General features: G+C 47.6%; 29 protein-coding genes. All 29 read right to left on the bottom strand.

Features of this window, described 5'->3' with window-relative positions; genetic code table 11:
• Positions 1 to 4: 4 nt before the first annotated feature.
• Entirely contained in the window at positions 5 to 1861 is a 1857-nt protein-coding gene (locus NIT79A3_RS07250; protein ID WP_156797039.1) for a hypothetical protein, read from the bottom strand.
• A 123-nt stretch (positions 1862 to 1984) separates the two neighbouring features.
• On the bottom strand, positions 1985 to 2413 hold the full coding sequence (locus NIT79A3_RS07245; protein ID WP_198009399.1) for a thermonuclease family protein: 429 nt from the start codon (positions 2411 to 2413) through the stop codon (positions 1985 to 1987).
• Positions 2414 to 2451: 38 nt separating this feature from the next.
• Positions 2452 to 2937 (bottom strand): hypothetical protein, encoded by a 486-nt coding sequence (locus NIT79A3_RS07240; RefSeq protein WP_013965563.1) that lies wholly within the window; start codon positions 2935 to 2937, stop codon positions 2452 to 2454.
• 81 nt (positions 2938 to 3018) lie between these two features.
• On the bottom strand, positions 3019 to 3525 hold the full coding sequence (locus NIT79A3_RS07230; protein WP_013965562.1) for a hypothetical protein: 507 nt from the start codon (positions 3523 to 3525) through the stop codon (positions 3019 to 3021).
• A 4-nt stretch (positions 3526 to 3529) separates the two neighbouring features.
• Positions 3530 to 4366 carry a hypothetical protein gene (locus tag NIT79A3_RS07225; protein WP_156797038.1) on the bottom strand — a complete coding sequence of 279 codons (837 nt, stop codon included), beginning with the start codon at positions 4364 to 4366 and terminating at the stop codon, positions 3530 to 3532.
• Positions 4367 to 4448: 82 nt separating this feature from the next.
• Positions 4449 to 4835: a hypothetical protein gene (locus tag NIT79A3_RS07220; protein ID WP_013965560.1), complete on the bottom strand. Its 387-nt coding sequence runs from the start codon at positions 4833 to 4835 to the stop codon at positions 4449 to 4451.
• Positions 4836 to 4844: 9 nt separating this feature from the next.
• Positions 4845 to 5201 (bottom strand): hypothetical protein, encoded by a 357-nt coding sequence (locus tag NIT79A3_RS07215; protein ID WP_013965559.1) that lies wholly within the window; start codon positions 5199 to 5201, stop codon positions 4845 to 4847.
• Positions 5202 to 5235: 34 nt separating this feature from the next.
• Positions 5236 to 5736 (bottom strand): hypothetical protein, encoded by a 501-nt coding sequence (locus NIT79A3_RS07210; RefSeq protein ID WP_013965558.1) that lies wholly within the window; start codon positions 5734 to 5736, stop codon positions 5236 to 5238.
• A gap of 135 nt (positions 5737 to 5871) precedes the next feature.
• On the bottom strand, positions 5872 to 6444 hold the full coding sequence (locus NIT79A3_RS07205) for a hypothetical protein (protein ID WP_013965557.1): 573 nt from the start codon (positions 6442 to 6444) through the stop codon (positions 5872 to 5874).
• Positions 6445 to 6466: 22 nt separating this feature from the next.
• Complete coding sequence (locus NIT79A3_RS07200) at positions 6467 to 6769, bottom strand: hypothetical protein (protein WP_013965556.1); 303 nt, start codon at positions 6767 to 6769, stop codon at positions 6467 to 6469.
• Positions 6766 to 7797 (bottom strand): hypothetical protein, encoded by a 1032-nt coding sequence (locus tag NIT79A3_RS07195; protein WP_013965555.1) that lies wholly within the window; start codon positions 7795 to 7797, stop codon positions 6766 to 6768. Before NIT79A3_RS07195 ends, NIT79A3_RS07200 begins: the two co-directional genes overlap by 4 nt.
• A 13-nt stretch (positions 7798 to 7810) precedes the next feature.
• Positions 7811 to 8392 carry a hypothetical protein gene (locus NIT79A3_RS07190; protein ID WP_013965554.1) on the bottom strand — a complete coding sequence of 194 codons (582 nt, stop codon included), beginning with the start codon at positions 8390 to 8392 and terminating at the stop codon, positions 7811 to 7813.
• Entirely contained in the window at positions 8392 to 8709 is a 318-nt protein-coding gene (locus NIT79A3_RS07185) for a hypothetical protein (protein WP_013965553.1), read from the bottom strand. The genes NIT79A3_RS07190 and NIT79A3_RS07185 overlap by 1 nt, the downstream gene beginning before the upstream one ends.
• Positions 8706 to 9236: a hypothetical protein gene (locus tag NIT79A3_RS07180; RefSeq protein WP_013965552.1), complete on the bottom strand. Its 531-nt coding sequence runs from the start codon at positions 9234 to 9236 to the stop codon at positions 8706 to 8708. The genes NIT79A3_RS07185 and NIT79A3_RS07180 overlap by 4 nt, the downstream gene beginning before the upstream one ends.
• A gap of 15 nt (positions 9237 to 9251) precedes the next feature.
• Positions 9252 to 9716, bottom strand: a complete 465-nt coding sequence (locus NIT79A3_RS07175; RefSeq protein ID WP_013965551.1) for a D-Ala-D-Ala carboxypeptidase family metallohydrolase — start codon at positions 9714 to 9716, stop codon at positions 9252 to 9254.
• 3 nt (positions 9717 to 9719) lie between these two features.
• Positions 9720 to 10031 (bottom strand): hypothetical protein, encoded by a 312-nt coding sequence (locus NIT79A3_RS07170; protein ID WP_013965550.1) that lies wholly within the window; start codon positions 10029 to 10031, stop codon positions 9720 to 9722.
• A gap of 2 nt (positions 10032 to 10033) precedes the next feature.
• Positions 10034 to 10258, bottom strand: coding sequence for a hypothetical protein (locus NIT79A3_RS07165; protein ID WP_013965549.1), 225 nt, complete (start codon positions 10256 to 10258; stop codon positions 10034 to 10036).
• The gene (locus NIT79A3_RS07160) at positions 10242 to 11021 is read right to left on the bottom strand and encodes a hypothetical protein (RefSeq protein WP_013965548.1); all 780 of its coding nucleotides are present in this window, start codon (positions 11019 to 11021) and stop codon (positions 10242 to 10244) included. The genes NIT79A3_RS07165 and NIT79A3_RS07160 overlap by 17 nt, the downstream gene beginning before the upstream one ends.
• A gap of 328 nt (positions 11022 to 11349) precedes the next feature.
• Positions 11350 to 12156: a hypothetical protein gene (locus NIT79A3_RS07155; protein WP_013965547.1), complete on the bottom strand. Its 807-nt coding sequence runs from the start codon at positions 12154 to 12156 to the stop codon at positions 11350 to 11352.
• Positions 12157 to 12234: 78 nt separating this feature from the next.
• Positions 12235 to 12933: a hypothetical protein gene (locus NIT79A3_RS07150; protein ID WP_013965546.1), complete on the bottom strand. Its 699-nt coding sequence runs from the start codon at positions 12931 to 12933 to the stop codon at positions 12235 to 12237.
• Between the two features lie 33 nt (positions 12934 to 12966).
• Positions 12967 to 14832 carry a hypothetical protein gene (locus NIT79A3_RS07145; RefSeq protein WP_013965545.1) on the bottom strand — a complete coding sequence of 622 codons (1866 nt, stop codon included), beginning with the start codon at positions 14830 to 14832 and terminating at the stop codon, positions 12967 to 12969.
• Positions 14833 to 14838: 6 nt separating this feature from the next.
• A complete protein-coding gene (locus tag NIT79A3_RS07140; RefSeq protein ID WP_013965544.1) occupies positions 14839 to 15345 on the bottom strand; it encodes a hypothetical protein in 507 nt (168 codons plus the stop codon).
• Between the two features lie 57 nt (positions 15346 to 15402).
• Positions 15403 to 17097, bottom strand: coding sequence for a hypothetical protein (locus NIT79A3_RS07135; protein ID WP_013965543.1), 1695 nt, complete (start codon positions 17095 to 17097; stop codon positions 15403 to 15405).
• Positions 17098 to 17227: 130 nt separating this feature from the next.
• Complete coding sequence (locus NIT79A3_RS07130; protein WP_013965542.1) at positions 17228 to 17716, bottom strand: hypothetical protein; 489 nt, start codon at positions 17714 to 17716, stop codon at positions 17228 to 17230.
• Positions 17717 to 17723: 7 nt separating this feature from the next.
• Positions 17724 to 18809, bottom strand: coding sequence for a hypothetical protein (locus tag NIT79A3_RS17830; RefSeq protein WP_013965541.1), 1086 nt, complete (start codon positions 18807 to 18809; stop codon positions 17724 to 17726).
• 9 nt (positions 18810 to 18818) lie between these two features.
• A complete protein-coding gene (locus NIT79A3_RS07120; protein WP_013965540.1) occupies positions 18819 to 19151 on the bottom strand; it encodes a hypothetical protein in 333 nt (110 codons plus the stop codon).
• 11 nt (positions 19152 to 19162) lie between these two features.
• A complete protein-coding gene (locus tag NIT79A3_RS07115) occupies positions 19163 to 19651 on the bottom strand; it encodes a hypothetical protein (RefSeq protein WP_013965539.1) in 489 nt (162 codons plus the stop codon).
• Positions 19648 to 19980, bottom strand: coding sequence for a hypothetical protein (locus NIT79A3_RS07110; protein WP_013965538.1), 333 nt, complete (start codon positions 19978 to 19980; stop codon positions 19648 to 19650). The genes NIT79A3_RS07115 and NIT79A3_RS07110 overlap by 4 nt, the downstream gene beginning before the upstream one ends.
• On the bottom strand, positions 19980 to 20705 hold the full coding sequence (locus NIT79A3_RS07105) for a hypothetical protein (protein WP_013965537.1): 726 nt from the start codon (positions 20703 to 20705) through the stop codon (positions 19980 to 19982). Before NIT79A3_RS07105 ends, NIT79A3_RS07110 begins: the two co-directional genes overlap by 1 nt.

Genomic DNA, 20705 nt, shown 5'->3' with positions numbered 1-20705 from the left:
CGGGCTACCCGTTCGCTTGCTTGTCAAGTTCCGCCCATTTTTCAGCGGCGGAACCTATAAGAGCATCAAATTCTTCACCCTTACCGGCTTCAATAATCGCATTGGCAGATGCTTCGATCTTATCCAACAAGGCTATTAGATCATCCGTGTCTTTGTCACCATCCACGACCGATTTAAGGAATTCTCTGGCCGCCTTCATATCTTCGGATTCGGCTTCTATTTCAGAAGCTGGTGGGACTTCGATTTCCGAAGCGACAGGGTTTAATTCTGTCGAATTCGACGTAGTTGGAACGTCCGTATCAGTCCCTGCATCAGGTTGTTCTGCGGTCTTTGTCAGATCATCTTCTTGGGGTGATGGGTTTTGCGATTCTTCAGCTACAGTTTGGTTATCTGTGCCACCCGTTGATTGATCCGCCGCAGCCTCACGCAACAATCCCTTACCATAAGCAGCTAGAATATCTGCATCAGTTACGCCAGATGCCTTGATGTCATGGCCGCTAACTGCATTTATTTCGCCATTTGTGCGAATAATCAGACTGGTTATGCCATAGCCATCAAGCCCCGGCAACGCTTCGATCAACGATGCTATGTCCACGTTGAAATCGGTTTCTGGAAGGATTGGCGGTTTTGTATCCTCTGGTTTTCGATCTTCAGCAGCAACCTTGGCAATTTCCAATTCATTCTGCGCGCTTTTCAATTCGCCCTCCAAAACTACAATTTCATCCTTCAACGATTGAATGTTCTGCATACGATCCACACGCTTTGCATTTGCACGAGCAAAAGCCGGGCTGTTCTTTTCAGCCAGTTTCAGGATGCGGCGCGCCACTTCACGGATATTCAGATCCTGGCCGCGCTCAGGTGCCACAACAATCGTGATATCTTTCTTGTTTAACAGCCATTTGTAAGAAATAACATCATCATTCGGTGACAGCTTTGCTGGTGTTGCATCAGGGTTGTGAAAATAGATCGATACGGTTTGCCCGTCTGATAGCTCATAAACCACAGCCACATTCGCCACGCCAAATTGCTTGAATGGCTCGGTTATTTGCATAGCTACAGGTTTAATTCCCGTGCCCATACGCTCCATAACGCCCTGCAATACTTCCATTTTGCGTTGCAGTTTGATGTAAGGCGTAACCAGCGCATCAAGCGCCAGAACACCGTCAGAATCAGCAATAATTTCAGCGATGCTAACAGCATCCAATAGCAGGTTTTCGCCCGAATCTGATTGCCGTATCTCATACAGAACCTGATCGATAGTGGCGTTATATGGCTGCGCGTTTTCATCCCAATGCACTTTTCTTGTCATGGCTTCTAATCCTTCCGGTGGTAAATTTTCTAATTTGATAGGCTGGCTCTTATTGCCGTGCTTGAGCCACCATTTGAGTTGATTAATCGATAGTGGAATTATGCTTTTAAGACCCTTCCAGCCGCGCTCATAGCTATGCAGATAAGCATTTCTCGCTGTTTCTTCATCCGGGAAAGCCAGCATGATTTTGTGTTCATCGAAGCGGCCATCGATATACTGATTGATAGCGTATGCAATCTCAGACTGCGGATACGGCCCCACAAAACAATCAATACCGTCACCATCTGCGCCCTTGGTGCCGCTGATATAGCCATAATGCGCTGCCATGCGAGAAGTCCAGCGCTTGCCGGTCTTTGAATCAATACCGTTTCGATAGGTGCCGCGCGGCTGCTCTATGGCTATCGAGAGACCCTGGAAAGAGACTCTTCCCATTTTGTAGTTACCGGCCTTGCACTGCGCTTCCGTGGGTTCGGGAATAGGATTCTTACCAAAAGCGCCACCATGGGCAGCGTTTTCGATGTTTAGAAATGTGGTATCAGTTGAGTGTGTCATAAGCAGCATGTTAAGCCGCTCACAGCACTGTATTTGGTGGGTTTTCCGTGAAGCGATGGTAAAAAAACAAAGCCCGGCATAACCGGGCTTGTCTATTTCTTTCTGGCTGTGTTAACCAGATATTCAGACTGAGTTTGTTTGTACTACGGTACTGCCACACCACCCGGCTCGCTTGCCCCCGCTGTACGTTCGCGCCAATCCTTGCTTGATCATTTCATCACCGACATTAACGCCATTCACCATAACATGAGCGCTTATCCGGAAATACTTATCTCTGGTTGGATCGTGTAACGCAACATCCTGGGCATTCATTACCTGGCCAGCAAGATAATTTTTAGCAGCAATCGCCCCGGCAATTTCTTGAGGGCATTTCCCCTTCATTTCCGGAGCATCGATTCCGCTTATTCGTACCGGCATGCTCTTGCACAAAACATCTGGGCAACCAGCAATATTGACGGTGAACGTATCACCATCGTGAACCTTAATCACCGAATCCGGCTTGATCACAGTATCGGCATATACCGAATCGCAAGCGGATAGTAATGTCATCATACAAAAAACCAATAAAAGAGACCCACTAAAAAAATTCTTCATGCTGTTAACGCTCCTGTGTATGTTGCTATTTCCGCTCTGACTTCGGCAATCGCCGCTTTCAAAGCATCCCTTTTCCCAATCAATACTTGCTCCATCTTGGGTGCCGCCGTGCGTATTCCTGCGGGTGGCCGAACCTTTGCTGCAGCAAGTAGTTTCTGGAACTTTGAACGCCCGGAGTCCATCGCCTTCACAATCTCAGCGATTGCGGCAACGTGATCATCCTGGTTTCTAATTGGTAGTAATTTGTTATTCAGTAGAACTTGGAAGATATCGCCGGTCTGTTTGATTCGCAGCACAACTTTCTGAGAGTCTGCAAAAGTCAGCAGCATTTCCCGGTAACTTACCCCGGAATTACGCTTAACTGCTGTCGATACGTCTTGCTGAACGACATTCGCACCAGCGCGAGAGAAGTATTTCATGGCTTCTTTTGCGGCCTTGTCCTTGACTGAAAGATCAGCGAAACTGAATAGTAAAGATTTCATGTTTGTTAACTCATATTTATGCAAGTAAGTGATATCCAGAATACACCAGCAAAAACACCCAAAATCGATGCTTTTACGATATCAACTTGGCACATCTGTACTGCTTGATCCCGGCGTAACGCCCCCATGCGTATGCGTATCACCGATATTTTTGCTGTTATGTTTCAGTGAACTGCCATTGATGGTTGTGTTGGTTCCATTAATAGTCACGGTGGCAGCGTTAATCTCAAGCGTGGCTGCATTAAGCTTCAATGTCCCATCGGCTGTCATTTCTATGTTTGCGTGGTGAAAGCGACGATAATCAACTGAGTTTCCAACCCGTGGATTTCGATAACTAATAATGATCGGGTACCGAGCATCAGCACCAATAAATTCAACCCAAACAGTATCACCAGGATTGATTTCTATTTCGGTAGAGTGCGCTCCTGATATTGATTTATCTCCTATCGGATAATCAATCTCAGCTTCTGGGAATACATCTCCACCATTAGTAAGAGCAGGTATCTCGACACGGCATGTTCGTTTATTCTTGTCATATGATTTAACAATCGCCGGGTAACGGCCAATCATTTGCCCGTAATCATTCATCCTGTCATCCCTCTAAAGAGCCAAGCCAAAGCCGCGTGTACTGGTTACTTCCGCTGCCATCGGTACCGCTCTGGAATACGTGTGCGGCGGTAATAACAACAAGCGGATCGCGCCCGGTAAAATTGATTAAATCACCGGCTGCTATGCCGGTTGATAAGTTGATGTTCGATATCTTGCGCTGCACCAGGCAGCGTGACATATTACGCAGGCGCTGCGCATTCATGAACGGCGCGTAACGCACGCTCCTTGGCTTTCTTTGATCGCCCAAGACAAAGCCACCGGCATCATCTAGCGAGTAAAACCAAGGAATTTCATGCCGCTCAAGGAATCCGCTGTTAATATAATCCGATGCGTTCTCAGGCAATTCCATGATCGGATCTTGCTTAAACAGATCGGGCAGGCGAAAGAATTTTAACCGGCCATCCTTCCACCGAACGATGCCGCCCTCTTCCTGTAATGCCCTGGCAATATGAAAGCTTGGGGTATCCCCTACCGGGCAATAGAAGCGCGGCACCGGAAAATCTGCATCAACTGCTTTGATAGTCGCGCCAGATGCGCGGTAGATTGCCGACAAAACAGCATTTTCTTTAATAATCGCCCGGCTGCGCACAAAAGCTATGCCATGGCAGGCATCAAGCATGGCCGTGATCTGAATCACATCCATTTCACGATTTCCCTGCACAAGTCGGTTCTCGATCAATGTGGATTTGATAATGCGCAGCGTATCGCCTGACGATACAGAACTACCGCCCGCCGTTATGACTTCCCCCTCACTCAATTTCTTGGCCATATCTTCGTCAGCGCGTATTTCTGCTTCGAGCGTGACTGGAATTGGGGACATATCTGAGCGGATTATGGCGGATTTTATTAAATCGCCACGTATCTGTTCGCCGCTATTGAGGTATAGAATCACAGGGCAGTTATCACACTGTTATGATTGTTTGCAGAAATGCCTTTTGAGGCAATTCCATTTGATATTGGTTAATTTCCTGCTGAACTTCACTGGATGAACGGCCAAAAACATCGACTCCCAGGGCGCGCGAAGCTTCAAGCTGCGTAGATGTTTCAAGCTCCGTCATAAGCATGAACAATGGCTTAATCAAAGCCCATTCTGAATAACTGATGACTGTATTTGCAGCAATCGCAGGCAATGGCGGATCAACACCGTCATTTGCCTCAAGATTCGCATATCCGGCATAGAATTCTGTTGCCGCAACCGCCTTGGCAAGCACGGTTGCGGGGTCTAGCACGATACTATCAGGACGCTCATTCATGAGAAAATTATCAACGAGCGCTTCTATAGTAGCCATTTGTCAGCCTTATGCGTCTGGTTCAACAATCATGTAGGCCACAACGCTGGTATCAGAACCGCTGCTTGACGTAATGGTGAAGCTGGTACCTGCGGTACGGGCAGAAACCCGCAGTGATCCAGGCGTGCCGCCGTCTGCTTGGGATGTCAAGAAAATCCGGCTATTTGCTGTTACACGAGTATTTGTAACAACTTTAGAGCCAGCAACAAGCGTTACAACTCCCATTGCCGCGTTAGAGCCTTCAACGACCTTTGGCGATGCTTTGCTCACGTAATACTTATCGACATCTTCAGCGCTGATTACCTCGCTGTTAGCAGATCCTTTTTTGGTTTGAAGCTTGCCGCCTAAAAATGATGGGCTTGGCATATCAATTTACTCCTGTCATAGTTAATGAAAAAAATTATGTGTAATCTCCTGAATTTCCAGGAATTACCTCTCCAAAGTAGTGGTAAAACATCGTTCCAGTGAATAGCAATATCTGTGACCTGTTTTCCCAATCTCTGTCCGGGTTATCAATCTGCATAAAACAATCGACAATGGGTTTTGCTCTCAAGAATCTCTGAGGCGTGCCTTCGTAAATCTTTGCGTTGAACAAGCCGCCTCTTGAAATGAGATTCACCAGCATGTTATCGATGGAACCGGCCACGGTTTCCTCTAAAGCAACCTGCCCTTGATGCGCAACCTTGGCTTGCTGTGGCTGCCACATGGTAGTTCCCAGAATCCCAGGGATTTCTATCTCGCCACCGACCGATACTTGAGGATGAGGGGCTTGTTTGATTAGCAAGTAATTTTGCTCAAAGCCTTCTATTTCCATAGTAAAGTCGCTATTAATAACCTTTGCACCAAGCGCTTTTGAAACGTTGTAGAAGCCGTGAAGATATGCGGTATTAGAAACTGTCATGATTGGCTGTCCTATAGTTCATAAGTGAATCTGATGAACAGAACTTTGCCTTACTGAATCGCCATGAACTGGCTGTTTTTCCGGTTTAATTCCCCCGGATTCGAGGGAATTGGATTTGTGAATTGATTGCAGGCGTTAAGGCGCTGCGTATTCTTTACGGCACACGATTGCTGAAGATACGCCGCCCAGTCTCAGACCATCATAGAAATACTGCGCCCTGAATACCAAAACTTTCCCCAGCAGCTTCTTGAAGCGTGGATATTTATTGAATTTCTCGCACACGATCTGGCCATCTAAAAGCATCAAATCAGCAAGCAATTTGTCAAATTCGTGTCTGATTTGCTCATGACTGGCGTTTTTGATCACCTTTTCTTCGTCCGGTGTGTTGTAAATCAGCCCCTCACCAGCCCGCTGCTCTGGCTGCACGATATCTACCGGCACGCCCATCATTTCGTTGCGCAGCAATTCATAACCAGGATCGTGCGCACCTGTTGCGCCCGGCATAATGTCATTGGTATCGATTGTGGGACCGCTCGGACCGTCAGACGAATACCCGGCTTCGATAAACAAAAGACCTTCTCTGGTAAGGTGTATCCGGTTTAACTGGATTGCCTTTCTTGGCCTGAAATTGGTCATTAACCAATATGGCTCGATGGTTCGGTATTTGAACCCGGTAATCCATCTTAAAGCGCTTGATCGCTGTATCATCGCATCCTCCTGTTTGTTTTTATTAGTGAAAAGCTATGGTTTCCGGTGATGGCATGATTCCCCACACCTTTCCATTAGCATCTGTAATTCGTATGGCTGCTATCGTGTATATGCCTGAATCTGCAATGTCATCTTTGGCAATGTGCATAACCAAATAACTACCACCAACTATCTCTATCTCATTGTCTGTCATCGCATAAGTGATAGAAAATGAGCCATTAGTCAAAGTCACCGCTATGTCGGCAATGTCAGCAATAACAAACCCGGAAGCCACAGCCATAATCACATCAACATCGGTTGCGGCGTATATTTTCTCTTTTATCATGCCGCTTTCAGCCTTATAGTTGGATTGCTCTTGGTCATCAGAATCGTTGGTTTATTTCTGGATAATTCAATCACCGGCGTGAAGCGATAGAGTGCAATAACGAAATACCCGGAAGGGATAGCTGGCAGACTAATATTGGACGATCCCGCAACGGCAGACCCATTCCCGGATAATGCGCCAGTGGAATTGTGTTGCCGATAACGAACGGACAATCCTGAAAGAGCTGAATTTTTACCGATCAACACTCCATTTGCAGCGTGCGCTCTATACTTAGCCGAATTACCAGAAAGTCTTGAACCTATACCCGCCAGCGCTACGCTGGCCGAATGCGTTCTGAAGCGCGTTGCAGAACCATTAACAGCAGATCCCTGTCCAGGTAATGCACCACTTGTATTGAATATATTGGAAAAGCTTGAGGTTGTTATTAACGCAGAAGAACTTACTCTAAACAGCATGTCCTGCAGATTTCCGCTGCCAGCAGAAGTAATTTCTAAACCTACGCTTACAAACAGATACTCATTATTAAGCGTTATTTCTGTGCCCGGAGTAAACGTAACCGGCAATGACAAAACCATTGACGTACTCAAATCCGCAGTTGTCGCAGCGGAAGTGATGCGCCCGGATGTAATCTCTACCGCGCCAGCGCCGGTTGGATCTGCTGACCGCCAGATTCTGACTCCAAGCTTGAATCGTCCTGTATATGCGGAGGCTGCTGACAAGATCCTGAATGTTAGAGTCCAATCGGCATTGGCAAATTTACCGTTAATCAGATTTTCTGATCGCCAGCAATCTCCAATTGCATCGGATGGCGCAGCAGATGGCTGTAACGCAGATCCCCATTGCCCACTGGTCCTTGCTACTTTAGACCCGCCATTCTGAACACATGACTGGCCAGCAGCATTAGTACCCGCAGTCCATCCGGTGCTAGTTGTGGCAGCAGTAGGCGCAGTTCCACCATCTTGTAGCGACCGATGAAGTGTCGCCCCGGATGGTACCGCATCCTTAAAATAGAATATTTTTGCTGTCACTTTACCGCTCTACTTATGAACGCAAAGCCGTGTATGTCAAAGAGCTGCAAGAAACAGTATCACCGGCAGCTATAGTGGTGCCATTCGAAATAGCAACGTCATAACTAAAGATTCCATTTCCTGAAACCGCGCCAGAATTCTCCACGGACAAATGTACCGTTGTGCCCTGGATATCAACGATATCCGCGCCAGCAGCAATTCCCGTACCAGATGCGTGCATGCCAATTACAAGGCCAGCAGCAGATCCAACCGTAACGGTATCTTCACCAGGGTTGCCAGTTACCGTTGTCGTAACTGATGCCCCGGCAGTCAAATGAATCACAATCGTGCCGTCAGATTTCTCTAACGTTGCGGCTGCCACCGGTGACGCATTACCTACTGCGTTAGTATCCGGCGTTATGGCATTGGCTGTTGCCGTTCCTCCTGATGACGCGCCAAATGCCGTAGCAGACAATGGCAATGTGGCAACCACGGCACCGGGAGATCCCAATGACCCGGATAATCTAAATTTTAAATTCCCCGATGCGCCAATTTGCCCCGTTACTGCATCCGTGGCAGCATTACGCGCTGCTATTGAGTGTGTTGTCGTCGGCATTATTTTTCTTCCTCATTTTGTTCAACTGTTTGCGGTACCAGCAAACCTATCCCGGCACCGGCAATAATGATTTGATTCATGGTTAATGTATCCAAATAGGACAAGCCCCCGGCACCGACGCACAGAGCGATGAATGTGGTGATTGCTCTCATCGTGGCGCGCTCATCACCAAACATATACATAAACAATCCCACGCCCATGTCTGCATGCGCCCACTTGCGGCAATAGGCAAAGAACATTCCGAACAGCCCCGATGCAACAAACAGAATGATCTTGACTGCCTCTGCCACGTCGATATAGTTTTCTATGAATGTCATAATGCCGCAGCCAATTTAATTGCGACCTTGCCAAAAGCCACGGCATCCATTACAGCTTCGCGCACACGATTCGCAGTAACTAGCTTGTTGACTGACGAATTGAGCTGCTTTGCCATGATCTGGTAATTTTTTAAAGCCTCCTGTTCCGCGCCCGAATAGCTGCCCCAGTGAATCGAAACAATCTTTTCAACCACCGCATATTGCGAGATCAGAACTGAGTAATCATTCATGAATTCCTGGAATGCCGTTGTTGTTGAGTCCAGATGAGCAATGGAATGCTTCCACTTCTCAACGAAGAATGCGTACTGATTCACGGCATGCGTTAACTGAGACTCTTCAACACCGCTCAACTCGATTGTTTTGACCGTTGCCAGCACTTTGCCGGTCATAATTGCATCGTTTACTGATGCAATATTTGCCAGATCATCGGATTTATTCAAAACAGTCTGGCACCCGCCAAGAAGAGCAAAAACCAATAAACACAACGCTAAAACTGATTTCTTTATAACCAAAATAAGATTTTTCATAATATCTCCAATAAATTAAGCGATTAATCCTTCTCGCCTATTGCTTCCATTGATAGTTAATAGCTGCATCCTGTTCTGGCCGCTAATAAGTGAGCAATGCACCCATCCTGAATTTGGCTTGCCGGATTCGTAGTTCTCAAGGATCAATTGATCGTAAGTAAGATTTGCTGATATCCACTTTGCCACCTCATAATTCGATACCCCAGGTATCTCGAAATCCACCGCCTGCCCGAACATGTGCTGTGATGTTTTGCTTCCACGCAACGCCTGATTAAGTTCAGAACACCGATACCCGCTATTGGGAGAAAATGGTTTTTGAAAGTGATTGCGCACTGGCTCTAAGATCCGGCAACACACAATGATTAACGGATTAATCACCTCTTCGGGCGGCGTATTGTCTATGCCAAGCTGCGCTGCTTTATCGGAACGTATTAATTCTTTTAGCGTGAAATGTGGCGATAATTTGGTATTCAGATCCATGTTTTATAACCCCTTGCCACTTAATAGCTTTAGGACAGACTCTATAGCGCCCGTGAACTTGCCAGCCAGAATCAGCGAGACAATGATTATTGAGTAGCCAATGAGCGTTGCTGTCATGTGCATGCCCTTGATAAACCCAGACTGATTTGCTTTATCTTCAATGAGCTTTAAAGCGTTGTTCTGCGCCAGCAGAGTCACTGAACTGATCTTGGCTTCAAGAGAGCTTTCAAGGTCTACCATTCCCTTCTCAAGAGCGACTATTCTTGCTTCGTGCGACCCCATTTGCATTGTGTGTGGGCAATGTTGATTTTCCATGTCTATCTTCTCCCTGCTGTTGTCTTGGCAAGGATGCCAATCGCTCGTATTACTGAATTCAAGCGACCGACAATTGCCGATTGTGTTTTGGCTTCCGCTTCACGCACTTTCTTCCAGTCTCCAAACGGCTTGCTTTCAAAGAAATCTTTCGCCACACTTGCAGGCAGATTCAATGCGTCAACCAAAGAGGTATGGGAATAAAGGCTGATATTAGATGCCAGGCTCATGAGCGACTCTGACCAGGTTAAGAGTGATGAGCGAGAGGCAGGTACTAACCGGAAATCGGGCGGGTGGCAAATCGCTTGCCGCCCCTCCTTTTGGTAATGAAACAATTCCGTTTTCGTCGAACTCTATTTGGAATAGATGATGTAGTTTTCTGCGACCGGCAAGATACAGATCAAGTAATGCTTCAAAATCGCTCTCTGGATAACCGGCTATGACTTTCATCCGGCTAACAAGGAACTGATCAAAATTGCCCTCACCATCTATAGGACTTGGGCTGTTATCGCCTTCAATTGTCATTTGAGCGGCCATTCCACCTAGTAACCAGTGTAATTTTCCAGATATGTCTGGAATTTCACCGCTTACACGCTCAATTGATTCTGCCATCGCGCCGGTTAGGTGCCTTATATGCCAGATATCCCCACCAACTTCACCGATCTTGATATGGGTTTCGATTAAACCGGAATCGTTGCTACCATCTAAATAGTCTGTATACCGGCCTTTGCCAATCGTGAAATCCGGTTCGCCATCTGAAGTGGATGCCAAGTAGTGACAGACAGTCATGATTCTTTCTTGAACTGTCCAATGCGCGGGATCTTCGATAATATCCTTGCCCTTCACACTTTCGACGGCATACCGAAGCATGGCGGTGTTGGTCGCCTCTTCTAAATGCACCGGCATGGATGCAATCTTTATCGATTCGCCAATTGATAGTTCTCGCAACTGCACTGTTAATCGCCGCATTCTGAGAACGGGAAAATAAATCACCAGCAACACCTCTTATGGTCATGAAACTACATGCCATGATTGTGCTAAATTGTGTTGATGGAATTTGGTGGATTTTCCGCTATTGAATTTCTATCAAGAAGTACGTTTTGTTACCTACCGCACAGATGTATTTGAGAATTATATTCATAATTAAATTTCATACTAACTCCCAGTTAATATGAATACCGCATGACGAAGTGCTTTCTGAGCATAGCCGGATTCGTCAAGGAAGTAGGTTTAAGCCATATCCCAGTGCCCTTTTTCGGACTCTCTCTCGGGGCACTGGATTCATCTGTATTTAATTCATGGAATATTTCGCGGCTAAAAGTTACAAACTGCCGTACTTAACCCAATCATCCCGATCTATAGCCGTCAGTGTTGCAAGTGTCATCGTTACCGCCTTCTCAACATACCGGCCATTTCTATCAATGGGCGATGCTATCGGGTCATTTATGGCCTCAATAACCAATGGGGAATAGATGCGATTCTTGTACTTCATAGCTACTGTGGTGGGCGCGATGGATGGCACCAAGGCATCAATAAATCCGGTGTTGCCTTTGACGGCCTGAGCGGATCTTGCTAGCACAGAACCATCGGGAGAAAGTTTTACTGGCAATGCCCACTCCATTAACTTGTTAAATGGTGCCTCTACTTCAGCAAATGGATCACTCCATGCCCGGAATAAAGCGGTAACCTGAAACTTAACAGGCGGCATGCCATTGAATACTTGCGTTGAATTCAGTTTGGTAATGCCGGTTCTGCCCTCGAATTGTCGAATAAAGTCATTTGATCTTTGCTGCGCTTGCGTGGCCATGCTTGAAGCATCATCGCCTTTCAGAAAGGCATCAATTAATGGCATCAATGCACCCGATTGCAACATAGCAAGCAGCGTGGGCGCGCGCGATTCCGGTCCGGCATGCTCAAATGGACTCTGCCAGCTCAAAGATATTTCCATGCTGGCTTCAGACAACGGAGCAAGTACGGTCACTGGATCTGCTTTGGCTCTCGACCAAACACCGTCATCATTTTTCTTGATTTCATAGAAACTGGCTATCAAATGTGGCGATAGGCCATCCCAAAGTGATGAGAGTGATTGCCCTTCCAGGCTTGGCGGTTGCGATGATGTTCTATTCATAATTTAGATGTAAAAAAGCGCTACCGGACGTTTTTCTCGATACGGTAGCGCTCAAGGGCTGCAGTTAATCTAATGTTATTACTTCAATCCAGCTTTTCTGCGAATCTTCATCGATTTTGCCCGGCGCATTCTTGCTGTGGCTGAGTGGCTTTTCATGCGCGCCTTACGAAGCCCAACCTTCTGGGCGGCACTCAATCGAACGGTTCCAGATACGCGCTTTCTGATGCGCATTTTCTTGCCCTTGCGAATCGCCATTTTCATCTTGTATGCCGCATCCAAAGCCGGTTCCTGATCGCTGGCACTAAAGGCGAAGTTATCAATATCAGAATCAGATTCATCCTCGCCTTCTGGCAATACGGACGCTACTAGGTCGCGCACGCGGTCAGCAACGTCGCCATCCCAGTCATTTAGCAGCACGTCAAGATCCTCGTCTGAGGCACCTTTACTGGATAAATAGTCCCATGCTGCATTGAGCGCCATATCCAGAACGCCTTGCTCATCATCAGTGATATCGCCGTCATGATTTTCATCAGCGATTCCAACCATTAATGCCAGCAAGCGATCCGCATACGTTTCGCCATCATCAAGATCATCCGTTTCCACCCATTGTTGTATGACTGCGGCAACAGATAATTTAATATCTTTCAACGTGAAGTCATCAGCGCCCATCAATTCAGATCCGGTATCTTCAACCGAATCCAGAACAGGCTTAGTTGAAGCTCCGCTCTTCATTGCGTCTCGCAATACGTCAGTCACTGCTCTATTTGCTAATTTCATGTTCTAATCCTCTTTTAATAAATACCCAAGAAATTACCGGGACAATGTTTGCGTGACAAAAATCTGTCTTGCAACACCGTCGTAACGCAGCCAATACGAAACATCCATGTTGTCATAAGGCCGTATCGCATTAGGCCGAACGTCGAATTTCCACGCCTTGCCGCCCATATCCGGCGAATCGCTTGGAACCAGCCAACCCGAAGCTTCCGCGCCCTCAAACAACAAGGTGAGATAACTACTCATTCGATTTACCGCTACCTGCATTGGCAATAGCAGAACATCTTTGCCATAGCGGGTAACCGCATCATCAATACTGGTTGACATATCAGCTACCGAGATTAATTTCTTCAAGCTGTTATCCACCAAAGCGCAGGTAATCTCATCTCTGAACACGTAACTTCCGCCGCCTGAGAATACTTCCCATAACACAGGATTTATCTTGGCTTTTGCAAGCGCATTCAATTCCTGGTTACTTGGGAAATACGTCTGAACCATGCCGGATCTGCGAACAGGCCATTCTTTACCAGCTATCGGGTAATTCTTTGGAGCAAAACCCCTGGCATTTTTCTGTGCGTTACGCAGGCACGCATAAGCAATGTTCAGCGTGGCTGTGCCAAAGAAGCCCTTGGGATTGATGCCGGTAGGGTCGATTGATTTAATCGGGGTCCAGAAAGCCTGCATCAAATGCGATGTTTGGCTCGCGCCCATATTCAGTTGCTCTACAAATGCGATAGCTGCATCCACATCAAGACTTCCCGGCACATCGAAACGCAGTTGACGGTTAGTATCAAACGCCAATTGCGCCAATTCACTTAACAATGCCACGGCCTGAGACCCGCCCGAAGCAATATAAGCGTAGTCGTGAACCGTATCGTTCAGCTTGATTCGCGCAGCTGCGTAATCATCGTTTGAATAGGTCGTACTGCCCTCAACAAAACACGTCAAAACGCTTGATTTAGCCCATTTCTCCTTGCCGTTTGAGTCATAACCATAAGCATCCGAAGTAGGCTCAATATCAGCCGCAGCACCGGTTACACCGACAGTCACCACAACAGAATCGGTGATTGCCGCCACAACATCAGGCAGATAAGCAGATGCGCCAAAATCATCCTTCGCAAGCGGATCTAAAGAGCCAGTGAATTCATACAGCAGCAGACCGTCTTTATCCTTGATGCGCAGAGTAAGCGTAGCGTTTGCTACCGCAGATCCACCAGATTTCTTTTCATCCGCGCGAATTTCTACTTTAATGCCGTCGTTAAAGCATTCCAGGTGTTTAATTGCAATCAGATACGTTCCCACCGGCTCCGTTGCTGCTGGCAAGCACGATAATGCTGGCGCAGTTGAATATCCGGTTCCAGGGGTTGTTACCGTAACCGAAGTGATAACCCCGTTACTGAATACCGGCGTTAGCACCGCGCCAGTACCAGGACCGCCCACGGTGATTGTCTCAGTACCGGCGTAATCCTTGCCGCCACTCACAACAGTTACCGAAGCAACGGCCCCGGCATTGACCGTGGCCGTTAAAACAGCGGGTGTATGTGAAGTTGCGAACGCTGGTGTATCGGTTGTCGCTGTTACAACAGCCCACTTCAGCACCGCCGCACTGGTAACGAGGCGCTGAACGACGGCTTCATACGCGCCATTATTCAATGCCTCCACCACATGCACCCAGGCTTCATTCAATGCCGATACCCGGATTTGCTCACCATTACCCAGCTTTCTCTTGACGTTTCCACGATCCACCTTGAAAGGTTTGTCGATTCGACCGCGTAGAGAACGCATCATGATTGCAAATACCTGATCTCCATTTACAGAGGCTGGTATTTCTGAATTGTCGCGCAGCGGGTTAAGCTGCACGCCCACTTCAGAGCCAAGCTGTCTCACAAAATTAACGGACATGGTTTATTACCCCCCTTTAGTTTTGTGGGAACTAGACGCTTTTTTTGCATCAGCTTTGGCCTTTGCCTCTGCTTCAGCCGCTTCCTTCTCAGCATCAGCCTTAGCCTTTTCAGCGGCAGCTTCAAGTTCAGCTTGAACTCTTGCAGCATCCGCTTCAGCCTCAGCGCTGGCCTTGGCTTCCGCTTCAGAATCATCTTGCACAGGCTCATCAACCACTTCCTCAACGGTCATGGCCGCATACTGGTAATCATTCAGCATGGATATTTGCCCGATATTCGAGGCCAGGCGCTGCAATTGATCGAAGCCTTGTAACTCAACTTCGCGCCTGTTCTCGCCTTCCGGATTGCATACATGCCGCAGGAATAATCCAATGTCAGGCAAGGAAATATCCCGTGGCATGTTGTTTGTGATAACCACCTTAACCGGGTAGGTCGCGTCAGCGAATGCCCCGATTAAGCTGGCAATGGCCACCTTCACGAATGAAGGTGATCCCAGTTCTATTTTTCTTGCCATAATTGCTAACTCCTTATTAACGTTACTTTGAATTTGCTTCAGTTATTAATCTGACGCTTAGATCATGTTTGTAACGTTGATAATCGCGCACCCAAGAGAAGCTTGCTTGTATGGGTTAACTGCGGTGAAATTGCGCGCATAGAACGCAGCCCCACGCTTCATGTCAGCATTAACGGCTAATGGTTGAACGATTGGCGCTGTCGCATCACCCAAGACAAACGGATTGAGCGCAACGTTAGTAGCTTTACCGATGCAAAGAATTTGCCCAGCAGCCGCTGTGTCAGTCAAACCTTTTGGTGTGTAATACACGTCAATACGACCGAACAAACGACCGATACGGTATATGCCGGGTCTTTCAGCGATTCCAGAAGGCTCAAATATTTCGCGCGGCAATGACATCCAAGCAGAGGCAATGTATTTGCCGACATACATGTGCGTAATGCCGTGATCCATCGTATCAACAGCCATTTGTTGCGATACCGCGCCCAGTGGAGTGGCGAAGTCGAGCCAAATTTGCGCACGGGTTTTCTGTCCTTTTTGGTTAGGCCAGTCGAAGTCATAATCAATGCTGTTGTTTTTGGCCAAACGACGCGCCTTGAGCAGAACCTGGTAATGCCGCTCATTGGAGAATTGATTTTGGATAGAAAGAATGCTCTCGCCATAGGGATCAAGACCAAGCTCATTTGACATTTGCGTGGCTGAATCAATGGTTATTTGAGTGATCGCTCTCCATGGTGAAGCGTACAATTCGTACATGGTGGCGGCGGCTATGATGGATGGCGTGAATTCTGGTGCGCGCTCGTAATCAACAAAACCTTCCACCGCCACAGGAACGGTTGTGCCTAATGCCGGGGTTGTGGTCAGTGAATAAACGCCGGTATCGGTATTGATCGATCCGCCGATGACATAATCAGTTCCAGCAACATTGATCGTCCCGCTAATTGTGGAACTGCCAGAACCTGTTTGATCCACCTCTTTTGCAGCAACCACGCCATTGACATAAACCAATGTTCTGCCACGCAACAGTTTGATTGTTGCCGCTGCTGAATCACAAGTTTCATCGGTTGCCTGAACCGCTGTTAGCGCGCCCGTAACGGCACCGGTAGATACCGCTGGCAAAGATACGTGAACGCGCGATGCTGAGATGTATGAATTGCCTGAGTTAGCACCATCCATTGATCCGCCTGCAGCGTACTGACCGTAGGTGTTGCCTGCCTGATGCGCCATAACAGCCAGAACGCCTTTGTTAGAACCAATATCCGCTGGCAGATAATGTGCAAAAGGAATTGCATCACCCATGGTAGACAATATGGCAAGCACGGCGCGATTCGGCTGCAATCCAAGATTGTCTTGATGGTCTGAAGTGGCAGAATCAAACTTGTACTTTCTTTTCGCGGTATCGCTCGTTGAGTATGCTAAATGCAAGCCAAGCTCAATAATGTCTGCGGGGGCATTGCAACCGTGCTGCGATTCGTAGATATCAATACCGTCAAGAATCGCCCGTGTAACAGCATTCCGCGCAGCATCGCCTTTTTCTCCAGATGGCATTTCATCCAGGACTATTTGCAGGTTTTCCGGAACTTTTACGCCAGTATTATTCTGGTTGATCGCCGCTGCCATAAAATCATTAGCAGCCGCAGAATCGAAGGTGCCGTCTTTGTTTGTGCCTTGATCTCGCAACCCAGCCGCAAATACTGCTACTTCGGCGGTTTGTTTCTTGAGATATTCTTGGTGAACCGTTCGCTTGGTCATAATTCTTCTGTCCTATGGTTAACATTTCTCACCCGGACGGATGACCGGGCACCTCCAACGTTTTAAAACATTGGTAAGTGCCTATTCTGGAATCTGGAAATTTGCTGAAACGGGGGTTTTTCCGGTTTTATCAACCGAGCAGGTCTAAATCACCACGGCGGTTTGTTACATAGCGCATTGCGAACGGACTGATATTCATAACCGTCTCAGGTTCTACTATCTCGTATGCCAATCTAACCTCATCTGATATCACGATAAGCATCACATCGCCTTTCTTTATCATGAAGCTGCCATCTGCCCCGGTAGGCTGTTCTGGCTCAATCAGGAAACGAAATTCATTGGCAAATCCATTATTCGCATCCTGCCGCTCCATCATCGGCGATGGCGAGAATGGCTCAGCCTGAAGCGCATAGCCGCTGCCAAGGAAATCGTAGGAAATATCCTCCTCATCTTCCGCGCTCATGACACCAATCCCGCCAATCGTTGGCATACCAGAAATCATCGATTCATTGTTTCTATTAACATACTTCCTGTAGATCTGGCACTCAAATGAATTAGGGTGATTGATGACGATATTGCGCGCCATGCGATTAATTCCTTTCGGTACATTCGTTAACATATCGCTCCTATTCTTTTAATTTTGCAGCAACCTGCTTATCGGTGAATCCCAGCCTGCGTAATACTTCAAGATCCGATGCAGACAATTTTCCCGCTGCAAGCGCGGCTTCTATCCTGCGCGTGGCGGCTGGTTTCTTGGTCATGCGTGTTGCCTGCTTTGCTTTTTTATGCAGGGATTCGCGCTCTTTGGCTCTTTTTCTCTCTGCTGCACGCTGATCACTGGTTTTGATGGCGTTTACACGCGCCTTCGCTTTCTTTTTGATCTCATCGTCATGCTCTTTCTGCTTTATTCGATGCTTGGCTGTGTTGTCTTGGGAATCACGCAGCTTTTCCATGTGTTTCGATAGGAAATTCAGCATAGACGTGGATGACTCGACCTCAGACATGACGCGCAGAACGTGCTTGCACGCCACGCCCTTCAGGTTTGGATTGCGTATTTTTGGAAACCCAAGTTCTTTTCGACCGGCGTTGAAATTCCCGATAGTGCTGATATAACGAAACCAGTACCGATGCCGCCCGCAATCACAATCGAATGCCAGCTTTTGTTTTCTGAGCCAATTGGCGGTTTGTTTGGGATCTTTACGCTCTTTGGCGGTCGATGCCATCAGCTTATTGGCGGCTTCAGCAAACGCATTGAAGCGCACAAGAACATGATGCCTGGTAACATCGGAGTTCGGGCCAGCATTGGTAATGAAGCGTACCTCATTGTTAAATGCCGAAACCGGAACCGCCATTTTGATCTCGTTTCTAGCTCTATCGATGTCGCTATCTGATCCAGGAACCTTAAGCGGTTTGGATGACGCAAGGTCTATAACCTGACGGGCGGTAATACCATCGCCGTTAAAGTTCTTTTGCGCCATCCGCATATTGTGACGGAATTGCGCCAGATCATTGGTTGTGATCGGGCGCACGGCACCACCTAAGGTTGTAAAAAGCACCCGGCTGGCATCCCATTCGCCTTGAACTTCGCGCTTAGTAAGTATTATAGAATTGGGTGACTTTTCCGCAGCCTCCCGCTCAAGCCTGTCGGCTTTGGCGCGATCTTTGGCCTCGCTGATATGTCCCTTGATCTTGCCTAAGAATACATTGACCATGATTTGACGCTAGGCCGCCCAGGTGGGGGAGAAATTAAACCGGCTATCTGCCTTTGATTCAAACCCTGTTCTGCGTTTAATGGCGTATAGCTGCGCCTCAGTAGGCAATGTCAGGCGCTTTTGCGGCAAAGCTTGATCGACCATATCCAGACCTGCAGCTGCCATAATCACCAGAAATTCATCACGGCGGCCATAGACACGTTGCGAAACCAGCGTCAGATCATGCGCCTCATCTGGTTTGGTTTCATACGATATCTGCGTTTCCCAGGATTTGGTTCTTTCAGAGAATAGGCGTATTTCTTTATAGAAATTTTTGGCCGCAGTGGAGTTCTTATCTATCATCAGCGGAATCCTCAAATAGTGATAATTTCGCCGCGTGTAAGTGCGTTAAGCGCATCAAACATATCCAGCGCTTGCTCAATCGTGCCGGAACGCGAAGCGTGCAAGCAGGTTGCTAATGCCGCCATCTGCCCGCAGGTAATGCCTTCAGATATGCGAAAACGCGGTCCGGATGAATCCATTCCATCCTTTTCAATCGTTTGTTCTGGGTTTGATCTAGTAGCCCGCTCCGAAAACACCAATCTTTGGCTTTTGTTGTCATTGGCAAAGCCGGTCTTGAACGCAAAGAAAGCGGATATCGCAGCCTTGATATCGTCATCAGTAAATAAGCTGTCGTAGGGTATTTCTGGGTTGTTGGTTATGACGATACAGCCATCCATGCGGTCAGTTCTGTAGTCAGATTCAACGCTGACAACCAGAACATTAGAATCAGGATCAATAGCCGAAAACAGGGTGCAGGCGCGCCCGCCATAGCCAATGAATGTGGCTTGGATTTTGATCATAGCGCTCCGACAAGAAAGGCGATAATGACAGAAGCAATTAAGGGGTAAACCACTACAACCATAAATGTGGGAGTGCTCTCACCCCATAACACATCTTTAGCAGGCATTAACCACCCGGGCCATGAGAATATCCAGCAGAACAAGTTGTACGGCCATCCGATAACAGCGGCCAGAATGACAATCCCAAGCTTCTGATTGATAAACTCATAATCATCCTGATTCCTCGCGCACATCCGCAGCACGATTAGCGCCCAGACCAATCCGATTAATAGCCAACCCAGGGCAAGGTTATTTAGCAGATCAACATCAGCATCAATGTAGATTTCCATCAAAGCACATCCTCCTTATCGTAGTTAACTTGCACAACCACTTGATATCCAGACGGGTCGCTTGGATCTCCATCGGTGCCCTTACCATCATTCGGGTCGCTATCTGCAGGCGCGCTGAATAATGGTATCGATGCTCTTAATGTGACATCGCATGCCAGTATTGTTAAATTCTTCGAGTCCGTTTGAATGGACATGGCGGGATTGTCTGGGGATTCAATTTGCACCGGCCAAGTGAGATCCTGACCGGCAAACGTGTAGGTGGCGAAAAAACGCCTATTCTCCATGTTGTCCAGATATAAAAGGAACTGGGCTGCCAATGATCTGGCGGTTGGTTCATCGAATGCACAAAACACAACCTGCGCGCGAACATCGCCAGAAATAACCCGCACCTTGAAATCACGCTCTTTGGTATCGCCCGGCAATATGACTTCCACTTGTTCGGATATTTGCCGCGTGTAATCACGTCCGGAGGGCGTGTAATCTTTTGCTATGGCCACAAAGATAATGGGCATCTTTGCCGGTTGGGTGGGTGCGCCATCGGTATCGTTGCGCTGCCATGCTGAAAGCATATCTTCTATAGCATCAACCATTCTCGAAGGTGCCCACGCAATGCTTTTTGCGAGACCGCGCGCAACATATTCATGCAGCCCGCTGGTGGTAGGCGCTATTCCCGCGTAGAACGCGCCCATATATTCACCAAAAGCTACTTTGACTGGCTCAAGCAT

The sequence above is a fragment of the Nitrosomonas sp. Is79A3 genome (assembly GCF_000219585.1).
GTDB lineage: Bacteria > Pseudomonadota > Gammaproteobacteria > Burkholderiales > Nitrosomonadaceae > Nitrosomonas.
Note: the sequence above shows the minus strand (reverse complement) of the source record. Positions and strands in the feature narration are given on the sequence as shown.

What these genes read in the sequence shown, in the direction of transcription:
- NIT79A3_RS07250 (WP_156797039.1), bottom strand. Translation starts at nt 1,861, where the DNA reads ATGACACACTCAACTGATACCACATTTCTAAACATCGAAAACGCTGCC.
- NIT79A3_RS07245 (WP_198009399.1), bottom strand. Translation starts at nt 2,413, where the DNA reads ATGATGACATTACTATCCGCTTGCGATTCGGTATATGCCGATACTGTG.
- NIT79A3_RS07240 (WP_013965563.1), bottom strand. Translation starts at nt 2,937, where the DNA reads ATGAAATCTTTACTATTCAGTTTCGCTGATCTTTCAGTCAAGGACAAG.
- NIT79A3_RS07230 (WP_013965562.1), bottom strand. Translation starts at nt 3,525, where the DNA reads ATGAATGATTACGGGCAAATGATTGGCCGTTACCCGGCGATTGTTAAA.
- NIT79A3_RS07225 (WP_156797038.1), bottom strand. Translation starts at nt 4,366, where the DNA reads ATGTCCCCAATTCCAGTCACGCTCGAAGCAGAAATACGCGCTGACGAA.
- NIT79A3_RS07220 (WP_013965560.1), bottom strand. Translation starts at nt 4,835, where the DNA reads ATGGCTACTATAGAAGCGCTCGTTGATAATTTTCTCATGAATGAGCGT.
- NIT79A3_RS07215 (WP_013965559.1), bottom strand. Translation starts at nt 5,201, where the DNA reads ATGCCAAGCCCATCATTTTTAGGCGGCAAGCTTCAAACCAAAAAAGGA.
- NIT79A3_RS07210 (WP_013965558.1), bottom strand. Translation starts at nt 5,736, where the DNA reads ATGACAGTTTCTAATACCGCATATCTTCACGGCTTCTACAACGTTTCA.
- NIT79A3_RS07205 (WP_013965557.1), bottom strand. Translation starts at nt 6,444, where the DNA reads ATGATACAGCGATCAAGCGCTTTAAGATGGATTACCGGGTTCAAATAC.
- NIT79A3_RS07200 (WP_013965556.1), bottom strand. Translation starts at nt 6,769, where the DNA reads ATGATAAAAGAGAAAATATACGCCGCAACCGATGTTGATGTGATTATG.
- NIT79A3_RS07190 (WP_013965554.1), bottom strand. Translation starts at nt 8,392, where the DNA reads ATGCCGACGACAACACACTCAATAGCAGCGCGTAATGCTGCCACGGAT.
- NIT79A3_RS07185 (WP_013965553.1), bottom strand. Translation starts at nt 8,709, where the DNA reads ATGACATTCATAGAAAACTATATCGACGTGGCAGAGGCAGTCAAGATC.
- NIT79A3_RS07180 (WP_013965552.1), bottom strand. Translation starts at nt 9,236, where the DNA reads ATGAAAAATCTTATTTTGGTTATAAAGAAATCAGTTTTAGCGTTGTGT.
- NIT79A3_RS07175 (WP_013965551.1), bottom strand. Translation starts at nt 9,716, where the DNA reads ATGGATCTGAATACCAAATTATCGCCACATTTCACGCTAAAAGAATTA.
- NIT79A3_RS07170 (WP_013965550.1), bottom strand. Translation starts at nt 10,031, where the DNA reads ATGGAAAATCAACATTGCCCACACACAATGCAAATGGGGTCGCACGAA.
- NIT79A3_RS07165 (WP_013965549.1), bottom strand. Translation starts at nt 10,258, where the DNA reads ATGAGCCTGGCATCTAATATCAGCCTTTATTCCCATACCTCTTTGGTT.
- NIT79A3_RS07155 (WP_013965547.1), bottom strand. Translation starts at nt 12,156, where the DNA reads ATGAATAGAACATCATCGCAACCGCCAAGCCTGGAAGGGCAATCACTC.
- NIT79A3_RS07150 (WP_013965546.1), bottom strand. Translation starts at nt 12,933, where the DNA reads ATGAAATTAGCAAATAGAGCAGTGACTGACGTATTGCGAGACGCAATG.
- NIT79A3_RS07145 (WP_013965545.1), bottom strand. Translation starts at nt 14,832, where the DNA reads ATGTCCGTTAATTTTGTGAGACAGCTTGGCTCTGAAGTGGGCGTGCAG.
- NIT79A3_RS07140 (WP_013965544.1), bottom strand. Translation starts at nt 15,345, where the DNA reads ATGGCAAGAAAAATAGAACTGGGATCACCTTCATTCGTGAAGGTGGCC.
- NIT79A3_RS07135 (WP_013965543.1), bottom strand. Translation starts at nt 17,097, where the DNA reads ATGACCAAGCGAACGGTTCACCAAGAATATCTCAAGAAACAAACCGCC.
- NIT79A3_RS07130 (WP_013965542.1), bottom strand. Translation starts at nt 17,716, where the DNA reads ATGTTAACGAATGTACCGAAAGGAATTAATCGCATGGCGCGCAATATC.
- NIT79A3_RS17830 (WP_013965541.1), bottom strand. Translation starts at nt 18,809, where the DNA reads ATGGTCAATGTATTCTTAGGCAAGATCAAGGGACATATCAGCGAGGCC.
- NIT79A3_RS07120 (WP_013965540.1), bottom strand. Translation starts at nt 19,151, where the DNA reads ATGATAGATAAGAACTCCACTGCGGCCAAAAATTTCTATAAAGAAATA.
- NIT79A3_RS07115 (WP_013965539.1), bottom strand. Translation starts at nt 19,651, where the DNA reads ATGATCAAAATCCAAGCCACATTCATTGGCTATGGCGGGCGCGCCTGC.
- NIT79A3_RS07110 (WP_013965538.1), bottom strand. Translation starts at nt 19,980, where the DNA reads ATGGAAATCTACATTGATGCTGATGTTGATCTGCTAAATAACCTTGCC.
- NIT79A3_RS07105 (WP_013965537.1), bottom strand. Translation starts at nt 20,705, where the DNA reads ATGCTTGAGCCAGTCAAAGTAGCTTTTGGTGAATATATGGGCGCGTTC.